Origin of the sequence: Nocardia sp. NPDC051981, from assembly GCF_040680715.1 — a bacterium.
GTDB lineage: Bacteria > Actinomycetota > Actinomycetes > Mycobacteriales > Mycobacteriaceae > Nocardia.
In genome coordinates this window covers 207311-220524 of record NZ_JBFAXK010000014.1, presented here as the reverse complement: position 1 = coordinate 220524, position 13214 = coordinate 207311, and the positions used below count along the sequence as shown (strand labels likewise).

Here is a 13214-nt window from a genome sequence, read left to right as displayed (position 1 = left end):
GAGCGGGTCTTCTGGGAAGGCCGCGGTCAGCAACTGACGGCAGCATGAAGCACAAGAATCGGTAGTTCGGTCTCATCCAAAGCCGGGGCGGTCCACCCAGGGTGTGGCGGTCGACCCGGCGGGCAACATATACGTCACCGACACGAGTAACAATCGGGTGGTGAGGTTGGCGGCGGGCGCGCCGGCACCGACCACACTGCCGTTCACCGGGCTCAAAGATCCCCGGGGCGTGGCGGTCGATACGGCGGGAGACGTGTACGTCGCCGACCGGGCCAATGATCGGGTGGTGAGGTTGGCGGCGGGCGCGCCGGCACCGACGACGCTGCCGTTCACCGGGCTCCAAGATCCCCAGGGCGTAGCGGTCGACACGGCGGGCAACGTATACGTCACCGAATTGGGCACCGAGCGGGTGTTGAGGTTGGCGGCGGGCGCGTCGGCACCGACCACGTTGCCGTTCACCGGGCTCAAAGACCCGCGGGGTGTGGCGGTCGACAGGGCGGGAGACGTGTATGTCGTCGACTGGGGTAACGAATCGGTGGCGAGGTTGGCGGCGGGCGCGACGACGCCGACCACATTGCCGTTCACCGGGCTCAAAGACCCCCAGGGTATGGCGGTCGACACGGCGGACAACGTATACGTCACCGACCGCGGCCCCAATGCGGTGGTGAAACTCCCGGTCGGCTGAACCCCCATTCCGCGGCAGATACGCCGTCATGTTCCCCCTTGTCGCGCGAAGGCCGCGTCCAGCCACTGTCGTCTCGCGCTCCCGCAACATCTCGGGTTTTGCTGGTGTCGTATCCCTTGGCCGACAACAATTCTCGCGCACGGCGCAGTCGGTCCACATGCCCGATGGTGCGCTCCCCGCAATGGCGCATTGCCGGACAGCAACCGCCCCATCACCGTCGAACAAACAAAAAACCCTCGATCGGAAACCGATCGAGGGTTTTTGAGCTCCCCCATCTGGACTCGAACCAGAAACCTGCCAACTGATTGAGCAGTTGACCATCTCATGCAACTAGTGGAAGTCAAGGCTGGCTAGAACCCGATGCCCGCCAACAGGATTGGTGACTTCACGAAGACCCTCGCACACCTGAGACAACTCGACACAATCAGGATGCCACACCTCTTTGTCGAGACTTTCTTGCGAACGAGCACGCTCGAGCCATCTTCGTCGAAACCATCAGTGGTTCGTCTTGCTCATACTTCCCCGCCGAAGCTCCGGTCTAGACCTCGAACGGGCCCCGTTCATACCCTGCGGGGAATTGTCGGGTGCGGGTGCTGCGGCGCAGGGTTGTCCAGGGCAAGTTCGTCGAAAGGAACGGGACAGTGAGTGCAGAGTCGACTCGGATGCGTAACTACCGGCTCGAGCCCGGACGCGGGCTGGATGGGTTGACGCTGCAGCGGCGTGAGGTGCCCAGTCCCGACCGGGGTCAGGTACTGGTGCGGATACACGCGAACGCACTGGGCTATCGAGACCTGCTGGTACTTGCCGGCAACTACCCGCTGCCGATCACGCCGGGTATCGTCCCCGGATGCGAGGGCGTCGGGGAGGTGGTCAAGGTCGGCGCGGATGTCACGCGGTTCGCGACGGGAGATCGGGTGGCCGCCACGGTGTTTCCGCGCTGGGTCGACGGGCCGTTCCGACGCGATGCCGCTGCGCAACTGGGCACCATGATCGACGGTGTGCTCACCGAGTACGCGGTGCTGGAAGAACAAGGGCTGGTTCGGATTCCCGAATATCTGTCGTATCAGGAGGCCGCCGCGCTGCCATTGGCAGCTGTCACCGCGTGGCATGCGCTCACCGCCGGTGCGCCGCTGCGTCCGGGCCAGACGGTGCTGACGCTCGGCTCGGGGTCGGTGTCGCTGTTCAGTGCGCAGTTGGCCGTCGCAGCAGGAGCGCGGGTGATCGCGACGACGTCCAGCGACGTGAAGGCGGACCGGTTGCGCAAACTGGGCGTCGACGAGGTCATCGACTACCGCCGGACGCCCGACTGGTACACCGCTGTGCGGGAAGCCACCGGAGGAGCCGGTGCGGATCGGATCATCGATAGTGCGGGGCCGCTGTGGAAGTCGATCCGCGCTGCCGCTCTCGGTGGCGAGATCGCGGTGATCGGCTACTGGCTGTCCGGCGACGAAGGCGCCGAGCCGATCGATCCGGAGCTGTTGTTCAACACCGGTGCGGTGTTGCGGCGGATCGCCACCGGCAGCCGGGCACATTTCGAGGCCCTCACACAGGCGATCACGTATCACCGGCTGCGTCCGGTGATCGATCGGGTGTTCACCTTCGATCAGGTTCCCGACGCACTGAGTTACATCGAGTCCGGAGGCGGTTTCGGAAAGGTCGTCATCAGCCACGACTGAGGCGGGCAGCGCTGATCGATCCGTCACTGCTGTGCCCGGTCTGGCAGAGTTGTGCAATTCCCGCTCCGGACAGGCGCCTGCGGAATGGACACCGGCACGGACAGAACAACCCCATGTTCGCGCGGCGCAGGCTCGGTGCACTGAAATCGGCTAGTAGCGGATGTTCTGCACCGCACCAGGTTCCGGCCGCCGGCGCGCTGCGCTGGCCGGTTCGGTCAGCACGGTATGCGGCAGTTCCGGACATTTTGACTCCGGCGGTCTTCAGCACGATGCCCCTGCGAGGTCGGCTAGGCGCTGAGTGTCAGTGGAGGCTCGTAGTCTTTGCGGCACATCACAACTCGTGACGTATCGGAGACTCGATGCCGGGCTGGACTTCAGGCCAACGCGCTATTTGCGATCGAGGACGAGACGGCCGGAACGACTGGACAAGGGGGCTGCTGTGACCAGCTGGGACGAATTCGCGTGTGGACTCGGCTACCAATTTGCCGTCCTCCCCGACGGGGCGATCCTTCTGATCGATACCGACGAACCCGACGCTCAGCCCGGCTTCGCCCAATTCGCTCAGTCCGAAAATAAGCTGCACGCCGAACTCGGCGCATACGCCGACCTGGACCGTAACGCCGGCCTGCACAATCCCGGGCATCAGCTCGCACTGCGCGCAGGCTGGCATCCTCCTGACATCGACTGGGAAAACTGGTGGTTCCAGGTGCCTCGGGCGGTGCAGCCGGTGGCCGGTCCAAAGTTGGCCACCATGGTGATCGTTGGCCTGCGGGACGCGTTCCACGTTCCCAGCCCCGATCGGCTTGTGTACAAAGCGTGGAATGCGCGGACGGGCAACCGGCCGTTGGATCTTCCCTTGTTGGGGATCGCCAAGCAGTGAGCACCCCGACCTCTCACCGCAGCGTGCCAGCAGGCAATCGAACTCCGCGATCGCGGATGACTCACCGGCCGATCTCCTCGGCGGTCGCTCATCGGCATGAGCGCGCACTGCCGGCGGCCGTGAGACGCTCTGCCCGTTGATCTTCCGGCACGGCGCTCTGGCCGGTTCGGTCAGCGCGGTCAGCGGCATGAGCGAATGTCTCGAGCCGCGTCGCGTGCTGCCCTGATCGGGTCACGCTCAGCTGCGATCACGGAATGCCCTGTGCCTGAGGGGGTTTTATTCGCTCCCGGGAAGTCGTAGTTGCTCGTCGGGTGCGAGCAGTTCGCCGCCGGGAGGGTGGATCGGGTTCGGGCGGTTGCCGAACAGGTAGTCGCGGAAGGCTCGCAGGTACTCGTCGAGCTCGCGCTGGTCGGTGAACCTGGTTTCGGTCGGATCGAACCATTCGTCCGGTGTCGGCCGCCAGCCGATCATGAAGTCGAGGGCTTCGCGCACCAGGGCCCCGTAGGTCGGATCCGCGGCGCAGGCGCGGCGCAGCACCGGGGCGTAATCCCGCATTCCACGGCCACGCTCTGCGCGGTGCATGTCCCTCAGCGGCCACAGCAGGCCATCGATATGCGGGATTTCGTCCCACCATGTGGTTTTCGGGCGCGGATTCGCGTTAGCCCGCAGTCGGCGGTGTGACGCGGCGACTGGCGTCGGGTAGTCGCAGGGTGCTCCCCGTCGGTCGATGTCGTGGGTCGGCCCGATTCCGAGGTTCACGGCTGGGTACCAGACCCCGCGCCACACTGAAACGCCGAGATAGCGGGGATTCACCGGTAGTGGCTCGGCCAGCGAGACGTCGACGGTAATTCGGTGCACGGGTGGCAACAGTCCATCTGGGAACAGATCGGCGACCATCGACAAGCAATCCCGCACGTCGAAGCCGGTCACACCGACACCCCGCCAGAACCGGGCGTCGCTGCACTCTCGCGGGTCGAATTCGATCCAGAATCGCCGCGCTGTGGTCATCCGCGATTTCCTCCCACCGGCACTGATGTCGAACGTCGACCCGATGATCCCAGAGCTGATCAGCGTCCACCACACAATAATCGGCACTAGCGGACGTTCCGCCGGCGTCGGATCCGCACGGCCAGTTGACCTTCTGATACCCGGCGCTGGCCGGTTCGGTCAGCGCGGTATGAGCCATGAGCGGATGTTTGAGCCGCGCGGGTTCAGTCGAGCACTACCAGCACGCATTCGTCCAGGTCGGCTGCGAGTCGATACAACTGTGCATACTTGGCCAGCAGATCGAGCAGGTGATCGCGATCCCACGGACCTTTGTAGACACTGGAGGCTTTCATGGCTTCAGCGTCGAAGAGCCGTGCAGCGCTGTCTAGGCTGCTCTCGATGTATTCGGCTACGGTCCGCGCAGTAGGCGGCCGGACAAACCGGAGCGGAAACCCTTGTGTTGCAGTCGCGCCCGAAGCGAAGGGCTCGGCTCCAAACACTGCGATCTCGGCCAATCCGGTCGGATCTTGCTCTTGCTGGTTCCGGCGGTTGGGCGCGAGCAACCAATACGCCGCGTCCCATCCGCGCGTGGAGAGTCTCCGGTCCAGAATGCCGGGCCGCTCGGTCACGATCTGACGAGCGACCGGTGCCAGCTCGAGGCAGATCGGCTCATCCAAGTAGTTCGAAATGTCGTCGGTGGCCAAGGTGTCGAAGAACTGGATAGCGCCCTCGGCGGCATCGCGATCCTGTATCGCGCGCTCCAGCAGCGGTTCGTATGGAATTGCTTGGTAACAAGCATCGAGGGCCATCTCGAGATCGTAGATTTCGCTGTCACCGCGGCTCGGCACAGCCTCCTGGAATCGGCAGTTGCGGACGTTCCGTCGGCGTCGGATCCGCACGGCCCGTTGATCTTCCGATGCCTCGCGCTGGCCGGTGCGGTCAGCGCGGTATGCGGCAGTTGAGGACGTTCGTGTCGTGGTCGCCGGGCCGCACCCGCGATTTGGCTCAGTGCTGGTCTGCGGCTGTAGGTTCGAGAACTGGGCCGAGGGGGAACGCGGGACGCAGCGCAGCGACCAGACAGCGCCTGTGGACGAAAAGCTCTTGGACGCCTTCTATCTCGGCGGCCGAGACCTTCAGAACACGAAGATCGACACTCTCTCGTGGACCGCATCATCACAGAACGCGCACTGGTAGGACAGCATCGTTCGATCATCGCGTTCCGGGTCACAGCGGGTAATACCGACCGTGCCGTGGCCGCCACGAACATGCGACTCTCGGCAGTGCAGGACGTTCGGACGACCTCAGGCCGACACCGCCACTTGATCTTCCGCCCCGCCGCGCTGGCCGGTTCGGTCAGCGCGGTATGCGGCAGATGAGAACGTTCGGGGAGCCAACGGTGCTCACACTGGACAGCGATGACTAGTTGTGATGTCCAGGGAGGTTGGTCCGGACTTTGTCCGGTGAGTCGACCTGACAGGTGAAGGTGGCTCCAGCAACCCGACCATAATCGAGTCATGAGTGTCCCCGCGCCTGAATCTCCCTCGTTCGAGCATATTGACTTCGAGGCACTCGATTCGTTCCGTTTCCCGGACGGCGGCGGGTACCCCCAGAGCTACCGCGAGTTTGTTCGCTCCTGCGGCTGGGCCCGCACGTTCGGCCTGTGGCTCATCTACCCGCCCGTCCAACCCGGTTTCGCAGACGGGCGGGCCCGTGCAGCGAACCTCACCGAGCACTTCCACACGGTCTTCCGCGACGGCGAAGAGGAGGAATTCGACTGGATGATCAAGCCCGACGGTAGCTGGGACCTCGCCGAACGACTCGAAGTCTTCGGCTGGAGCGAGAATGGCGACCTTCTCCTCTGGGACGTCGCAAGCCGCAATGCCGACGAGGAGTTTCCGGTGTGGGAATCGCGCGGCATGAACACCCTCCACCTGCTCGGCTCAAGCCTTGACGAGGCGCTTCTCAAGCTGCGCGAGCGCTCCGAGGCCCAGGTCATTGAGCCGCTGAGACCTGCCCGTCTCTGACCCACAGCTCATCCGGATTCGCTCGAGCAACGACTCGACTGCGTGGCCGGTAGCCACCGACACACTCAATTCGGCATGAGCGGATATCGCTGGGCCGCCGTCGATCTCACCGCGGGCACCCTCGCTGGACGGTTCGGTCAGCGCGGTATGCGGCATTACAGGGCGTCGGCCTTGATCATTTCTTCTGATCGACGGAGCGCACCCACAGCCAGATACCAGCCGGGCCGGGACATCCAGCATCAGGACGAACTCATCGACGAGGGAACCCGATGCGCGGAGGAAGGTCCAAGCCGTTCCCGCGAAGACGAGCTAGTGCGGCCGCGGAGATGCGGATGAACACTCAAATCAGTATCTCCCCAAGGAAATTGGACCGAGCGATGGCAGTCTGCAAATAGCTGGGGCGGGAGGGCGGGCGAGGCGTGGCGATCGTCGGGTCGGGCCGTCCATTCCGTCGCTCGCCCCCGCCCGTTACGCCACCGCAGTTCCCCAGCTGCGTCGAAACTCTCGCAATCCGGCCGCAGAACTGGGGCGCGTCGGCGGCTCCGCGACGACGCCAATTGCTGGCAAGATCAACGTTATGCGCTCTACCGTGCCCATCCTCGTGTTGCTGCTGGCGGCTGTCCTGCTGACCGGATGTGGCTATTTCGGACATGGACGCGACCAGGCCGAGCGTGACAGCTGGTCACGCAAAATCGAGACGGCCATCCGGGCCCTTCCAGGGGTGACAGACGCGTCACACCGGTTCGAGCACTACAAGGGCAGACACTTCAACGCCAAACTCGACGTGCGGCTTCGCGACGACGCCACACCGGCCGACGCCGCGTCTGTGGTGAGTGCCATGGGCGCTCAACAGCTTCCGCGCCGTTTCCATGGCGACCCGACAGCGGTCACCATCGACCGGATGGCGGACTCCTATTACGCGTACTGGCTTTTCGGCCGTGACGTGAGCACGGAAGCGAACGCCGCAAACAACTGGGCGCGACTATGGGCCGCTGGTACCGAAGTGCACTGGGACTCGAGCGGCGGCGACGCGAGCCGCATAACCAACACCATCGACATCCGGGCAGGCTCCGAGAGCGAACCTCACCGCGCCATCGCGGCGATGCGCCGAATCATCCGGGACTTCCCCGAACTGGCGTCCAACCAGTGGATCGTATCCACCGTTCATGAGCGGGGGCGTGGGTTCCCCAATCATTCGGCACGGTTCCCCGGGTCGTATCCATGGCCCCATGATCGCGTCACCCCCCAAGAGCCCACCCCTCGCTTCCCGTCCAATGACGAACTCGACCTGTGGCAGTGGTTCCTGACCGATCAACCCATCCCGTTCTTCGCTCAAGTGTCGGTCTACGACCCGCCCTTGGAAGGCCGGACACTGGGCGTCACCGTATTCCCTCCCGTGGGTACGGAATTCAGCGCCGCGCAGACCACGCAACTCGCCGATCTGCATCTTCCCTACCTGGCAGGCTCCGGCGCGGTGGTCGACTACACGATCCACACGCCCAACGGCCCCGTCTACTACTCCAGGGGCCCCTTTTTCGAGGTCGTGGTCGGCGGCTGCCAGACACCCGGATACAACGTCTTACCGGAGTCGCAGCCCTACGTACGTCAATACGAACACTGCTGATCCGCGTCCCACAACCACCGTGTCGAGATGATCGGTAGAGCCGACGCCGAAGGCCGGCACAAGACATCGCGGCGAGATCATCCGGCCTGATCTCGCATTACTGCGCTGATATTGGCCTTCTAACGCCGTACGGGGGAGTTTCGGATTAACGGTGGATCCGACCTCGGTCGAGGCTGGCTCAGGCCAGCCAACGCCCTCGATGTGTTCCACCGATTGCTGATCCGCTGCGTTGTCAGGGATTTGGCCACCGTAACCAACGCCAGCACGTCTGCGTTCTGCACACGGTCATCGGCAATAGCGGACGTTCTGCACCGCAACAGGTTCCGGCCGCCGGCACCCCGCGCTGGCCGGTTCGGTCAGCGCGGTATGCAGCAGGAGAGTGCACTGCCACGCGCGGACCGATCGCAGTGCAACCGTTCTAAGCGCGCACTACGGCTGAGGAATTCACGCGAAACTGCGGTTCGACAGCCGATAGTGCGAGATTGGACCGTCATCCGCAACTCGGCATTACCGTGCACTTCCAGCGGTCGGTCAGTCGCCCGAGATGGCGCCCCGTTGATCTTCCGAGGTGCCGAGCTGGCTGATTCGGTCAGCGCGGTATGCGGCAGGAGAGGATGTTCGGGGCGCAGGGGATCAGGGTTTCTCCGGATGTCCGCAGTGGCGGCGCCTGCATAGGGTGTTGGGGTTGTTCCGGCATCGATGAGGTTTGGGTGCGCGGTGCCGGTTGGGTGATGAGAAGGGGCGCCGCGATGACATCGCAGGCAGGGACCGCTGCACGTACTTATGTGGTTACCGGTCCGGCATCGGGAATCGGCGCGGCGACTGCCGCATTGCTACGTGGACATCGGGTTGGGACGGCACGTTGTTGCCTTGCCCCACCGAGCCCCGTCCCGCCGATTGCTCTCTCGCGTAAAGAAGGCACCGGCGCGTACCCTCTCGAGCCTGCCGTCGGCTTTGTAGACCATCGTGACCGTACCCATCAGCATCGGTTTTACCGCGTGAGGCTCTGATCAATCGCGACGAGCATGGGGACAGCTTGTCGCTCTCGACGATCTCGCGGTCGTCGACGCCGAACCGGGACCAATCTGCCGACTGGTAGATCTGCGGTTCGTCCTCACCTCGGTGTACTGGCCCACGGTGCTGTACCCGCGCAAGCTCACCAAGGCCGAGAAGGCGCGCGGAATCCGTTCCTGCACACCGCCGACCGTGGCCGAGTACTGCGAGGGTGCCGACCTCGCGGACCTGGTGGCGTTGGAGCTGGCCACCGGACAGTCCGAGTCAGGTGCTCGGGCTGGCCTGGCCGGACTATCACCGCAAGAAGAAGGAGATCCGCACGCTCGGCAAAGTCGTGCGCGCCAAGGGCGAGGGTCTTGTCCGCATGGTGAAGGACGACGACCCGAAGAACCCGCAGGGCACGATCGCACTTCCGCAGTTCGCCGTGGACATTCTCGATCGCCGCTGGGCTTCAGGAGCGAAAGCGCGACAATCCCCCGTCCGACGACTATGAGGTTGGTCTGATCTTTCCGTCGTTCGACTGGACATTGCGCGACCCGGTGAATGCGGACCATCAATGGCGGCGGGTACGCGAGGCGCTGGGACTTCCGGACGACTTGGTGCCGTACACCTTCCGCACATTCATGGCGGTGGCACTCGACGATGCGGGACTCTCGGCGCAGGTGGTGGCCGATGTGCTCCAGCACGCCGACCCCGCGATGACCCAGCGCAAGTACATGGCGCGGGGCAGGGATCACCATCACGCCGCCACGATCCTGCATGAGCTGGTCATGGGCGACCCGGGCGCCAGCGCCGACCAAGGTCATGACGGAAAAGGGCGGGTCTCGACTTTTGTGAGACTTAGTTGAGGCTTTCGGGTCTCGGAACGAATTCGGCCCCCGACCGGTGATATTTTCACCAAGGTCAGGGGCCTTTTCGGCTCCCCCATCTGGACTCGAACCAGAAACCTGCCGATTAACAGTCGGCTGCTCTGCCAATTGAGCTATAGGGGATTGTTTCCCTGGCTGGCCCTCTCGGACCGGCCGGGGAAAACTTTAGCGTATCGGTTGTACAGTTCCCAAATCGCCGCTCTACCTGCGGGGATGTGGGTGGGGTGCCGGATCGACAGGTGGGGGTGGGGTCGGGCAGGATGTGGGGCAGGCTGGTCTATGGGAGGAGCTTCTCGGGATGCTGCGGTTGATCATCGGTGTTGCGGCCGGGTATGTGCTGGGCGCTAAGGCCGGGCGGGCTCGGTATGAGCAGATCAGTAAGACGACCCGCGCGATCAGCGAGAGCCCTGTCACACGGAAGGTCGTGATGATGGGGCGGCAGAAGCTCGCGGACAAGCTGAGCACCCAGCCGAAGCTGGAACCGATGGTGCCGCTGGACGAGCGCACCACCATCCTCGTGCCGCAGGATCAGCTGCGGCGCTGAGGGATTGGGGCGTTGCCCCACCCCAGCTGAGATTCGAACCGGAAGCCTGCTGATCCAGAGTCGGCGGGCTTGTCAGCGCGCCCGGAAGGGCACCGGCGGCGGGCTTCGCCGCCTGCCACCGGGGTCAGCTGCTTACGAAGTCGCCCGAGTTGCCCATGGCCTGGGTCAGCAGGCTCTTCCGGTACTGCTCCAGGGCGACCAGGTCGCCGAACAGGGCCATGTAGCCGTCGGGCTGTTCGGTCGAGGAGATTCGCTGGAGCTTGGACTTCAGTTCGGCGATCTGGCGGCCGACCCAGGACTCCTGCGTGCGGGCCAGGACGCCGGTGACGAAGCGGGGGATGTCGTCGGCGGACTTCACCGGGAGCGGTTCGGCGGCCAGTTCGGAGACCAGGGCCCGCAGGGTGAGGTCTTCGGTGTTGTCGGCGACCGCGGCGACCCATTCCGCGCCGGTCAGACCGCTGGCGGTGCCACCGGCCTCGGCGATGGCGGCGCGGACCGCGATGTAGGCGGGCTGGGTGAAGGCTTCCGGCTCCAGGGCATCGAAGACGGGGCCCGCGAAGGCGGGGTATTGCAGTGCGGCGGCCAGGGTTTGGCGCTGCGGGAGCAAAGTCGGGTCGTGGGGGTTGGGGCGGGCGGCGGGGTGCTCGGTGACCTCTTGGCGCGCTTGACGTTCGGGGATGCCGGGTTTGGCGCCGGTGCGGGCGCCCTTGCGGGCTTCATCGCCGACGCGGCGCACGACCTGCTGGATGTCGTCCCAGCCGACCCAGCCGGCCAGTTTGGTGGCGTACGCCTTGCGGAGGGCGAAGTCCTTGATCTGGGAGACGACGGGAACGGCGCGGCGCAGCGCCTCGACCTGCCCCTCGGGGGAATCCAGATTATGTTCGGCGAGCAGGCCGCGGATAACGAACTCGTACAACGGGACTCGACGGGCGACCAGGTCGCGGACCGCGCCGTCGCCATTGCGCTGGCGCAGTTCGCAGGGGTCGAGGCCGTCGGGGGCCACGGCGATGTAGGTCTGGCCCGCCAGTTTCTGGTCGCCGGAGAAGGCCTTCAGGGCGGCGGCCTGGCCCGCCTCGTCGCCGTCGAAGGTGTAGATGATCTCGCCGCGCCAGAAGTTGTCGTCCATGAGCAGGCGACGCAGGATCGCGAGGTGCTCGTCGCCGAAGGCGGTGCCGCAGGAGGCGACAGCGGTCTTGACGCCCGCCATGTGCATGGCCATGACGTCGGTGTAGCCCTCGACGACGACGGCCTGATGGCCCTTGGCGATCTCACGCTTGGCGTGATCGAGGCCGAACAGCACCTGAGACTTCTTGTACAGCAACGTTTCCGAGGTGTTGATGTACTTGGCGGTCATGGTGTCGTCGTCGTACAGGCGGCGCGCGCCGAAACCGATGACCTCGCCGCCGAGATTGCGGATGGGCCACAGCAGGCGGCGGTTGAAACGGTCCATGGGGCCGCGCTGGCCCTGCTTGGACAGGCCCGCGGCCTCCAGCTCCTTGAAGTCGAAACCCTTGCGCAGCAGGTGTTTCGTGAGGGTGTCCCAGCCACCGGGGGCGTAGCCGCAGCCGAACTGGCGGGCGGCGTTGTGGTCGAAGTTGCGGTCGGTGAGGTACTTGCGGGCCGCTTCCGCGCTGGGCTCGCCGAGCTGGGAAACGTAGAACTCGTGCGCGGCGGCATTGGCGGCGACCAGGCGGGAGCGGGTGCCGCGGTCGCGCTGCACGGAGGTGCCGCCGCCCTCGTAGTTGATCTTGTAGCCGATGCGGTCGGCCAGCTGCTCGACCGCCTCGACGAAACCGACGTGCTCGATCTTCTGCAGGAAGGCGAAGGCGTCGCCACCCTCACCGCAGCCGAAGCAGTGGAAGACGCCGTGATTGGGGCGCACATGGAAGGACGGGGACCGCTCGTCGTGGAAGGGGCACAGGCCCTTCATGGAGTCGGCGCCGGCGCGCTTGAGAGTGACATACTCACCTACGACATCCTCGATCCGGACACGTTCACGAATCGCCGCGATATCGCGGTCAGGAAGTCGGCCTGCCACGGAGCGAGTCTAGCGCTCCCCCGCCTCCCCGCGATTCGGCGCACAATCCCGCCTCCCCGAAACTTCAGCGCGCTCCCGCGCCTACCCGAAACTTCAGCGCACAGCTAGGAGCCGTTGCCGGTTCCACACGCGTGCAGGCGGTCAGGTACGACGAAAATTTCGGACGTACCCGACGAGTTACCCCACTCGCAGCGAAATCAGTCGGGGCGTCCCCAACGACGAACCATGGGACCGGGCTGCGAGGATCTATCGGTGCTCAGCCTCTATCACGATGCCAATACGCCGGTGCACGCCGTGCCCGCCGGGGTGAAGGTGCTGGTGCTGGCGGTCGCGGGGACGGCGTTGTTCTTCGTGCCGTCGATCGTGTGGGTGGGGGTCGCGCTGGCGGTGGTGCTGGGTTTGTATGCGGTCGCGCGGATTCCGTGGCGGACGACCGGCCGGCAGGTACTCGGGCTGGCACCGTTTCTCGTATTGATCGTGGTCGCGCAGGTGATCTTCTCGGACTGGCACACCGCGGTCCTGGTCGGTGAGCGACTGCTCACGCTGGTCCTGCTGGCCAATCTGGTGACACTCACCACACGCACCTCGGCCATGGTCGAGACCATCGAGCGGGCGCTCGGTCCGCTGCGGCCGCTGGGCGTCCACCCCGAGCGCGTGGGCCTGCTGGTCGCCATGACCATCCGATTCATCCCCGTCATCCGTGACCAGGCCGAACTCGTGCGCTCGGCGCAGCGCGCCCGCGGCATCGAGCGCAGCACGGTCTTCCTGGTCCCGCTACTGATCCGCACACTCCGCATGGCCGACGGGGTCGGCGAGGCACTGGACGCCCGCGGCCTGGACTGAAGGGTCCGAACCGCGGCCATTTAGGATGCC

12 protein-coding genes and 1 tRNA gene are annotated in these 13214 nt (G+C 65.1%); 9 read left to right on the top strand and 4 right to left on the bottom strand.

The genetic code is table 11. The features are described from left to right. Positions 1 to 103: 103 nt before the first annotated feature. The 3 genes from AB0L60_RS24440 (at position 104) to AB0L60_RS24430 (ending at position 3241) form a co-directional block, all read left to right on the top strand. Positions 104 to 685, top strand: coding sequence for a hypothetical protein (locus AB0L60_RS24440; protein ID WP_364617783.1), 582 nt, complete (start codon positions 104 to 106; stop codon positions 683 to 685). Positions 686 to 1326: 641 nt separating this feature from the next. Continuing rightward, positions 1327 to 2361 (top strand): NAD(P)-dependent alcohol dehydrogenase, encoded by a 1035-nt coding sequence (locus AB0L60_RS24435; protein ID WP_364617781.1) that lies wholly within the window; start codon positions 1327 to 1329, stop codon positions 2359 to 2361. A gap of 439 nt (positions 2362 to 2800) precedes the next feature. Further along, positions 2801 to 3241: a hypothetical protein gene (locus tag AB0L60_RS24430; protein WP_364617779.1), complete on the top strand. Its 441-nt coding sequence runs from the start codon at positions 2801 to 2803 to the stop codon at positions 3239 to 3241. 276 nt (positions 3242 to 3517) lie between these two features. Here the strand turns inward: AB0L60_RS24430 and AB0L60_RS24425 are convergent, their stop codons facing one another. Together AB0L60_RS24425 and AB0L60_RS24420 are read right to left on the bottom strand one after the other, a co-directional pair. Continuing rightward, positions 3518 to 4249 carry a hypothetical protein gene (locus AB0L60_RS24425; RefSeq protein WP_364617777.1) on the bottom strand — a complete coding sequence of 244 codons (732 nt, stop codon included), beginning with the start codon at positions 4247 to 4249 and terminating at the stop codon, positions 3518 to 3520. Between the two features lie 203 nt (positions 4250 to 4452). Continuing rightward, positions 4453 to 5037, bottom strand: coding sequence for a DUF1877 family protein (locus AB0L60_RS24420; protein WP_364617775.1), 585 nt, complete (start codon positions 5035 to 5037; stop codon positions 4453 to 4455). A 705-nt stretch (positions 5038 to 5742) separates the two neighbouring features. On the opposite strand from AB0L60_RS24420, the gene AB0L60_RS24415 reads away from it, so the two are divergent. The 4 genes from AB0L60_RS24415 (at position 5743) to AB0L60_RS24400 (ending at position 9738) form a co-directional block, all read left to right on the top strand. Beyond that, entirely contained in the window at positions 5743 to 6252 is a 510-nt protein-coding gene (locus AB0L60_RS24415) for a hypothetical protein (protein ID WP_364617773.1), read from the top strand. Positions 6253 to 6829: 577 nt separating this feature from the next. Continuing rightward, on the top strand, positions 6830 to 7876 hold the full coding sequence (locus tag AB0L60_RS24410; RefSeq protein ID WP_364617771.1) for a hypothetical protein: 1047 nt from the start codon (positions 6830 to 6832) through the stop codon (positions 7874 to 7876). 1282 nt (positions 7877 to 9158) lie between these two features. Next, positions 9159 to 9383, top strand: coding sequence for a hypothetical protein (locus AB0L60_RS24405; RefSeq protein WP_364617769.1), 225 nt, complete (start codon positions 9159 to 9161; stop codon positions 9381 to 9383). Continuing rightward, a complete protein-coding gene (locus tag AB0L60_RS24400) occupies positions 9328 to 9738 on the top strand; it encodes a tyrosine-type recombinase/integrase (protein ID WP_364617799.1) in 411 nt (136 codons plus the stop codon). Before AB0L60_RS24405 ends, AB0L60_RS24400 begins: the two co-directional genes overlap by 56 nt. Before the next feature lie 71 nt (positions 9739 to 9809). On the opposite strand, the gene AB0L60_RS24395 is transcribed toward AB0L60_RS24400, so the two are convergent. Next, positions 9810 to 9882: transfer RNA gene (locus AB0L60_RS24395), tRNA-Asn, on the bottom strand. A gap of 175 nt (positions 9883 to 10057) precedes the next feature. Between AB0L60_RS24395 and AB0L60_RS24390 the strand changes: the two genes are divergently transcribed. After that, positions 10058 to 10303, top strand: a complete 246-nt coding sequence (locus AB0L60_RS24390; RefSeq protein WP_354835413.1) for a hypothetical protein — start codon at positions 10058 to 10060, stop codon at positions 10301 to 10303. Positions 10304 to 10427: 124 nt separating this feature from the next. On the opposite strand, the gene dnaG is transcribed toward AB0L60_RS24390, so the two are convergent. Next, positions 10428 to 12341 (bottom strand): DNA primase, encoded by a 1914-nt coding sequence (gene dnaG / locus AB0L60_RS24385; protein ID WP_364617766.1) that lies wholly within the window; start codon positions 12339 to 12341, stop codon positions 10428 to 10430. Between the two features lie 252 nt (positions 12342 to 12593). Between dnaG and AB0L60_RS24380 the strand changes: the two genes are divergently transcribed. Beyond that, positions 12594 to 13184: an energy-coupling factor transporter transmembrane protein EcfT gene (locus tag AB0L60_RS24380; RefSeq protein ID WP_364617764.1), complete on the top strand. Its 591-nt coding sequence runs from the start codon at positions 12594 to 12596 to the stop codon at positions 13182 to 13184. The last annotated feature ends 30 nt before the right edge of the window (positions 13185 to 13214 follow it).

Bases quoted from the DNA above. Each gene is read 5' to 3' on its own strand.
- AB0L60_RS24425 (WP_364617777.1), bottom strand. From the start codon at position 4,249: ATGACCACAGCGCGGCGATTCTGGATCGAATTCGACCCGCGAGAGTGC.
- AB0L60_RS24420 (WP_364617775.1), bottom strand. From the start codon at position 5,037: ATGGCCCTCGATGCTTGTTACCAAGCAATTCCATACGAACCGCTGCTG.
- AB0L60_RS24415 (WP_364617773.1), top strand. From the start codon at position 5,743: ATGAGTGTCCCCGCGCCTGAATCTCCCTCGTTCGAGCATATTGACTTC.
- AB0L60_RS24410 (WP_364617771.1), top strand. From the start codon at position 6,830: ATGCGCTCTACCGTGCCCATCCTCGTGTTGCTGCTGGCGGCTGTCCTG.
- AB0L60_RS24390 (WP_354835413.1), top strand. From the start codon at position 10,058: ATGCTGCGGTTGATCATCGGTGTTGCGGCCGGGTATGTGCTGGGCGCT.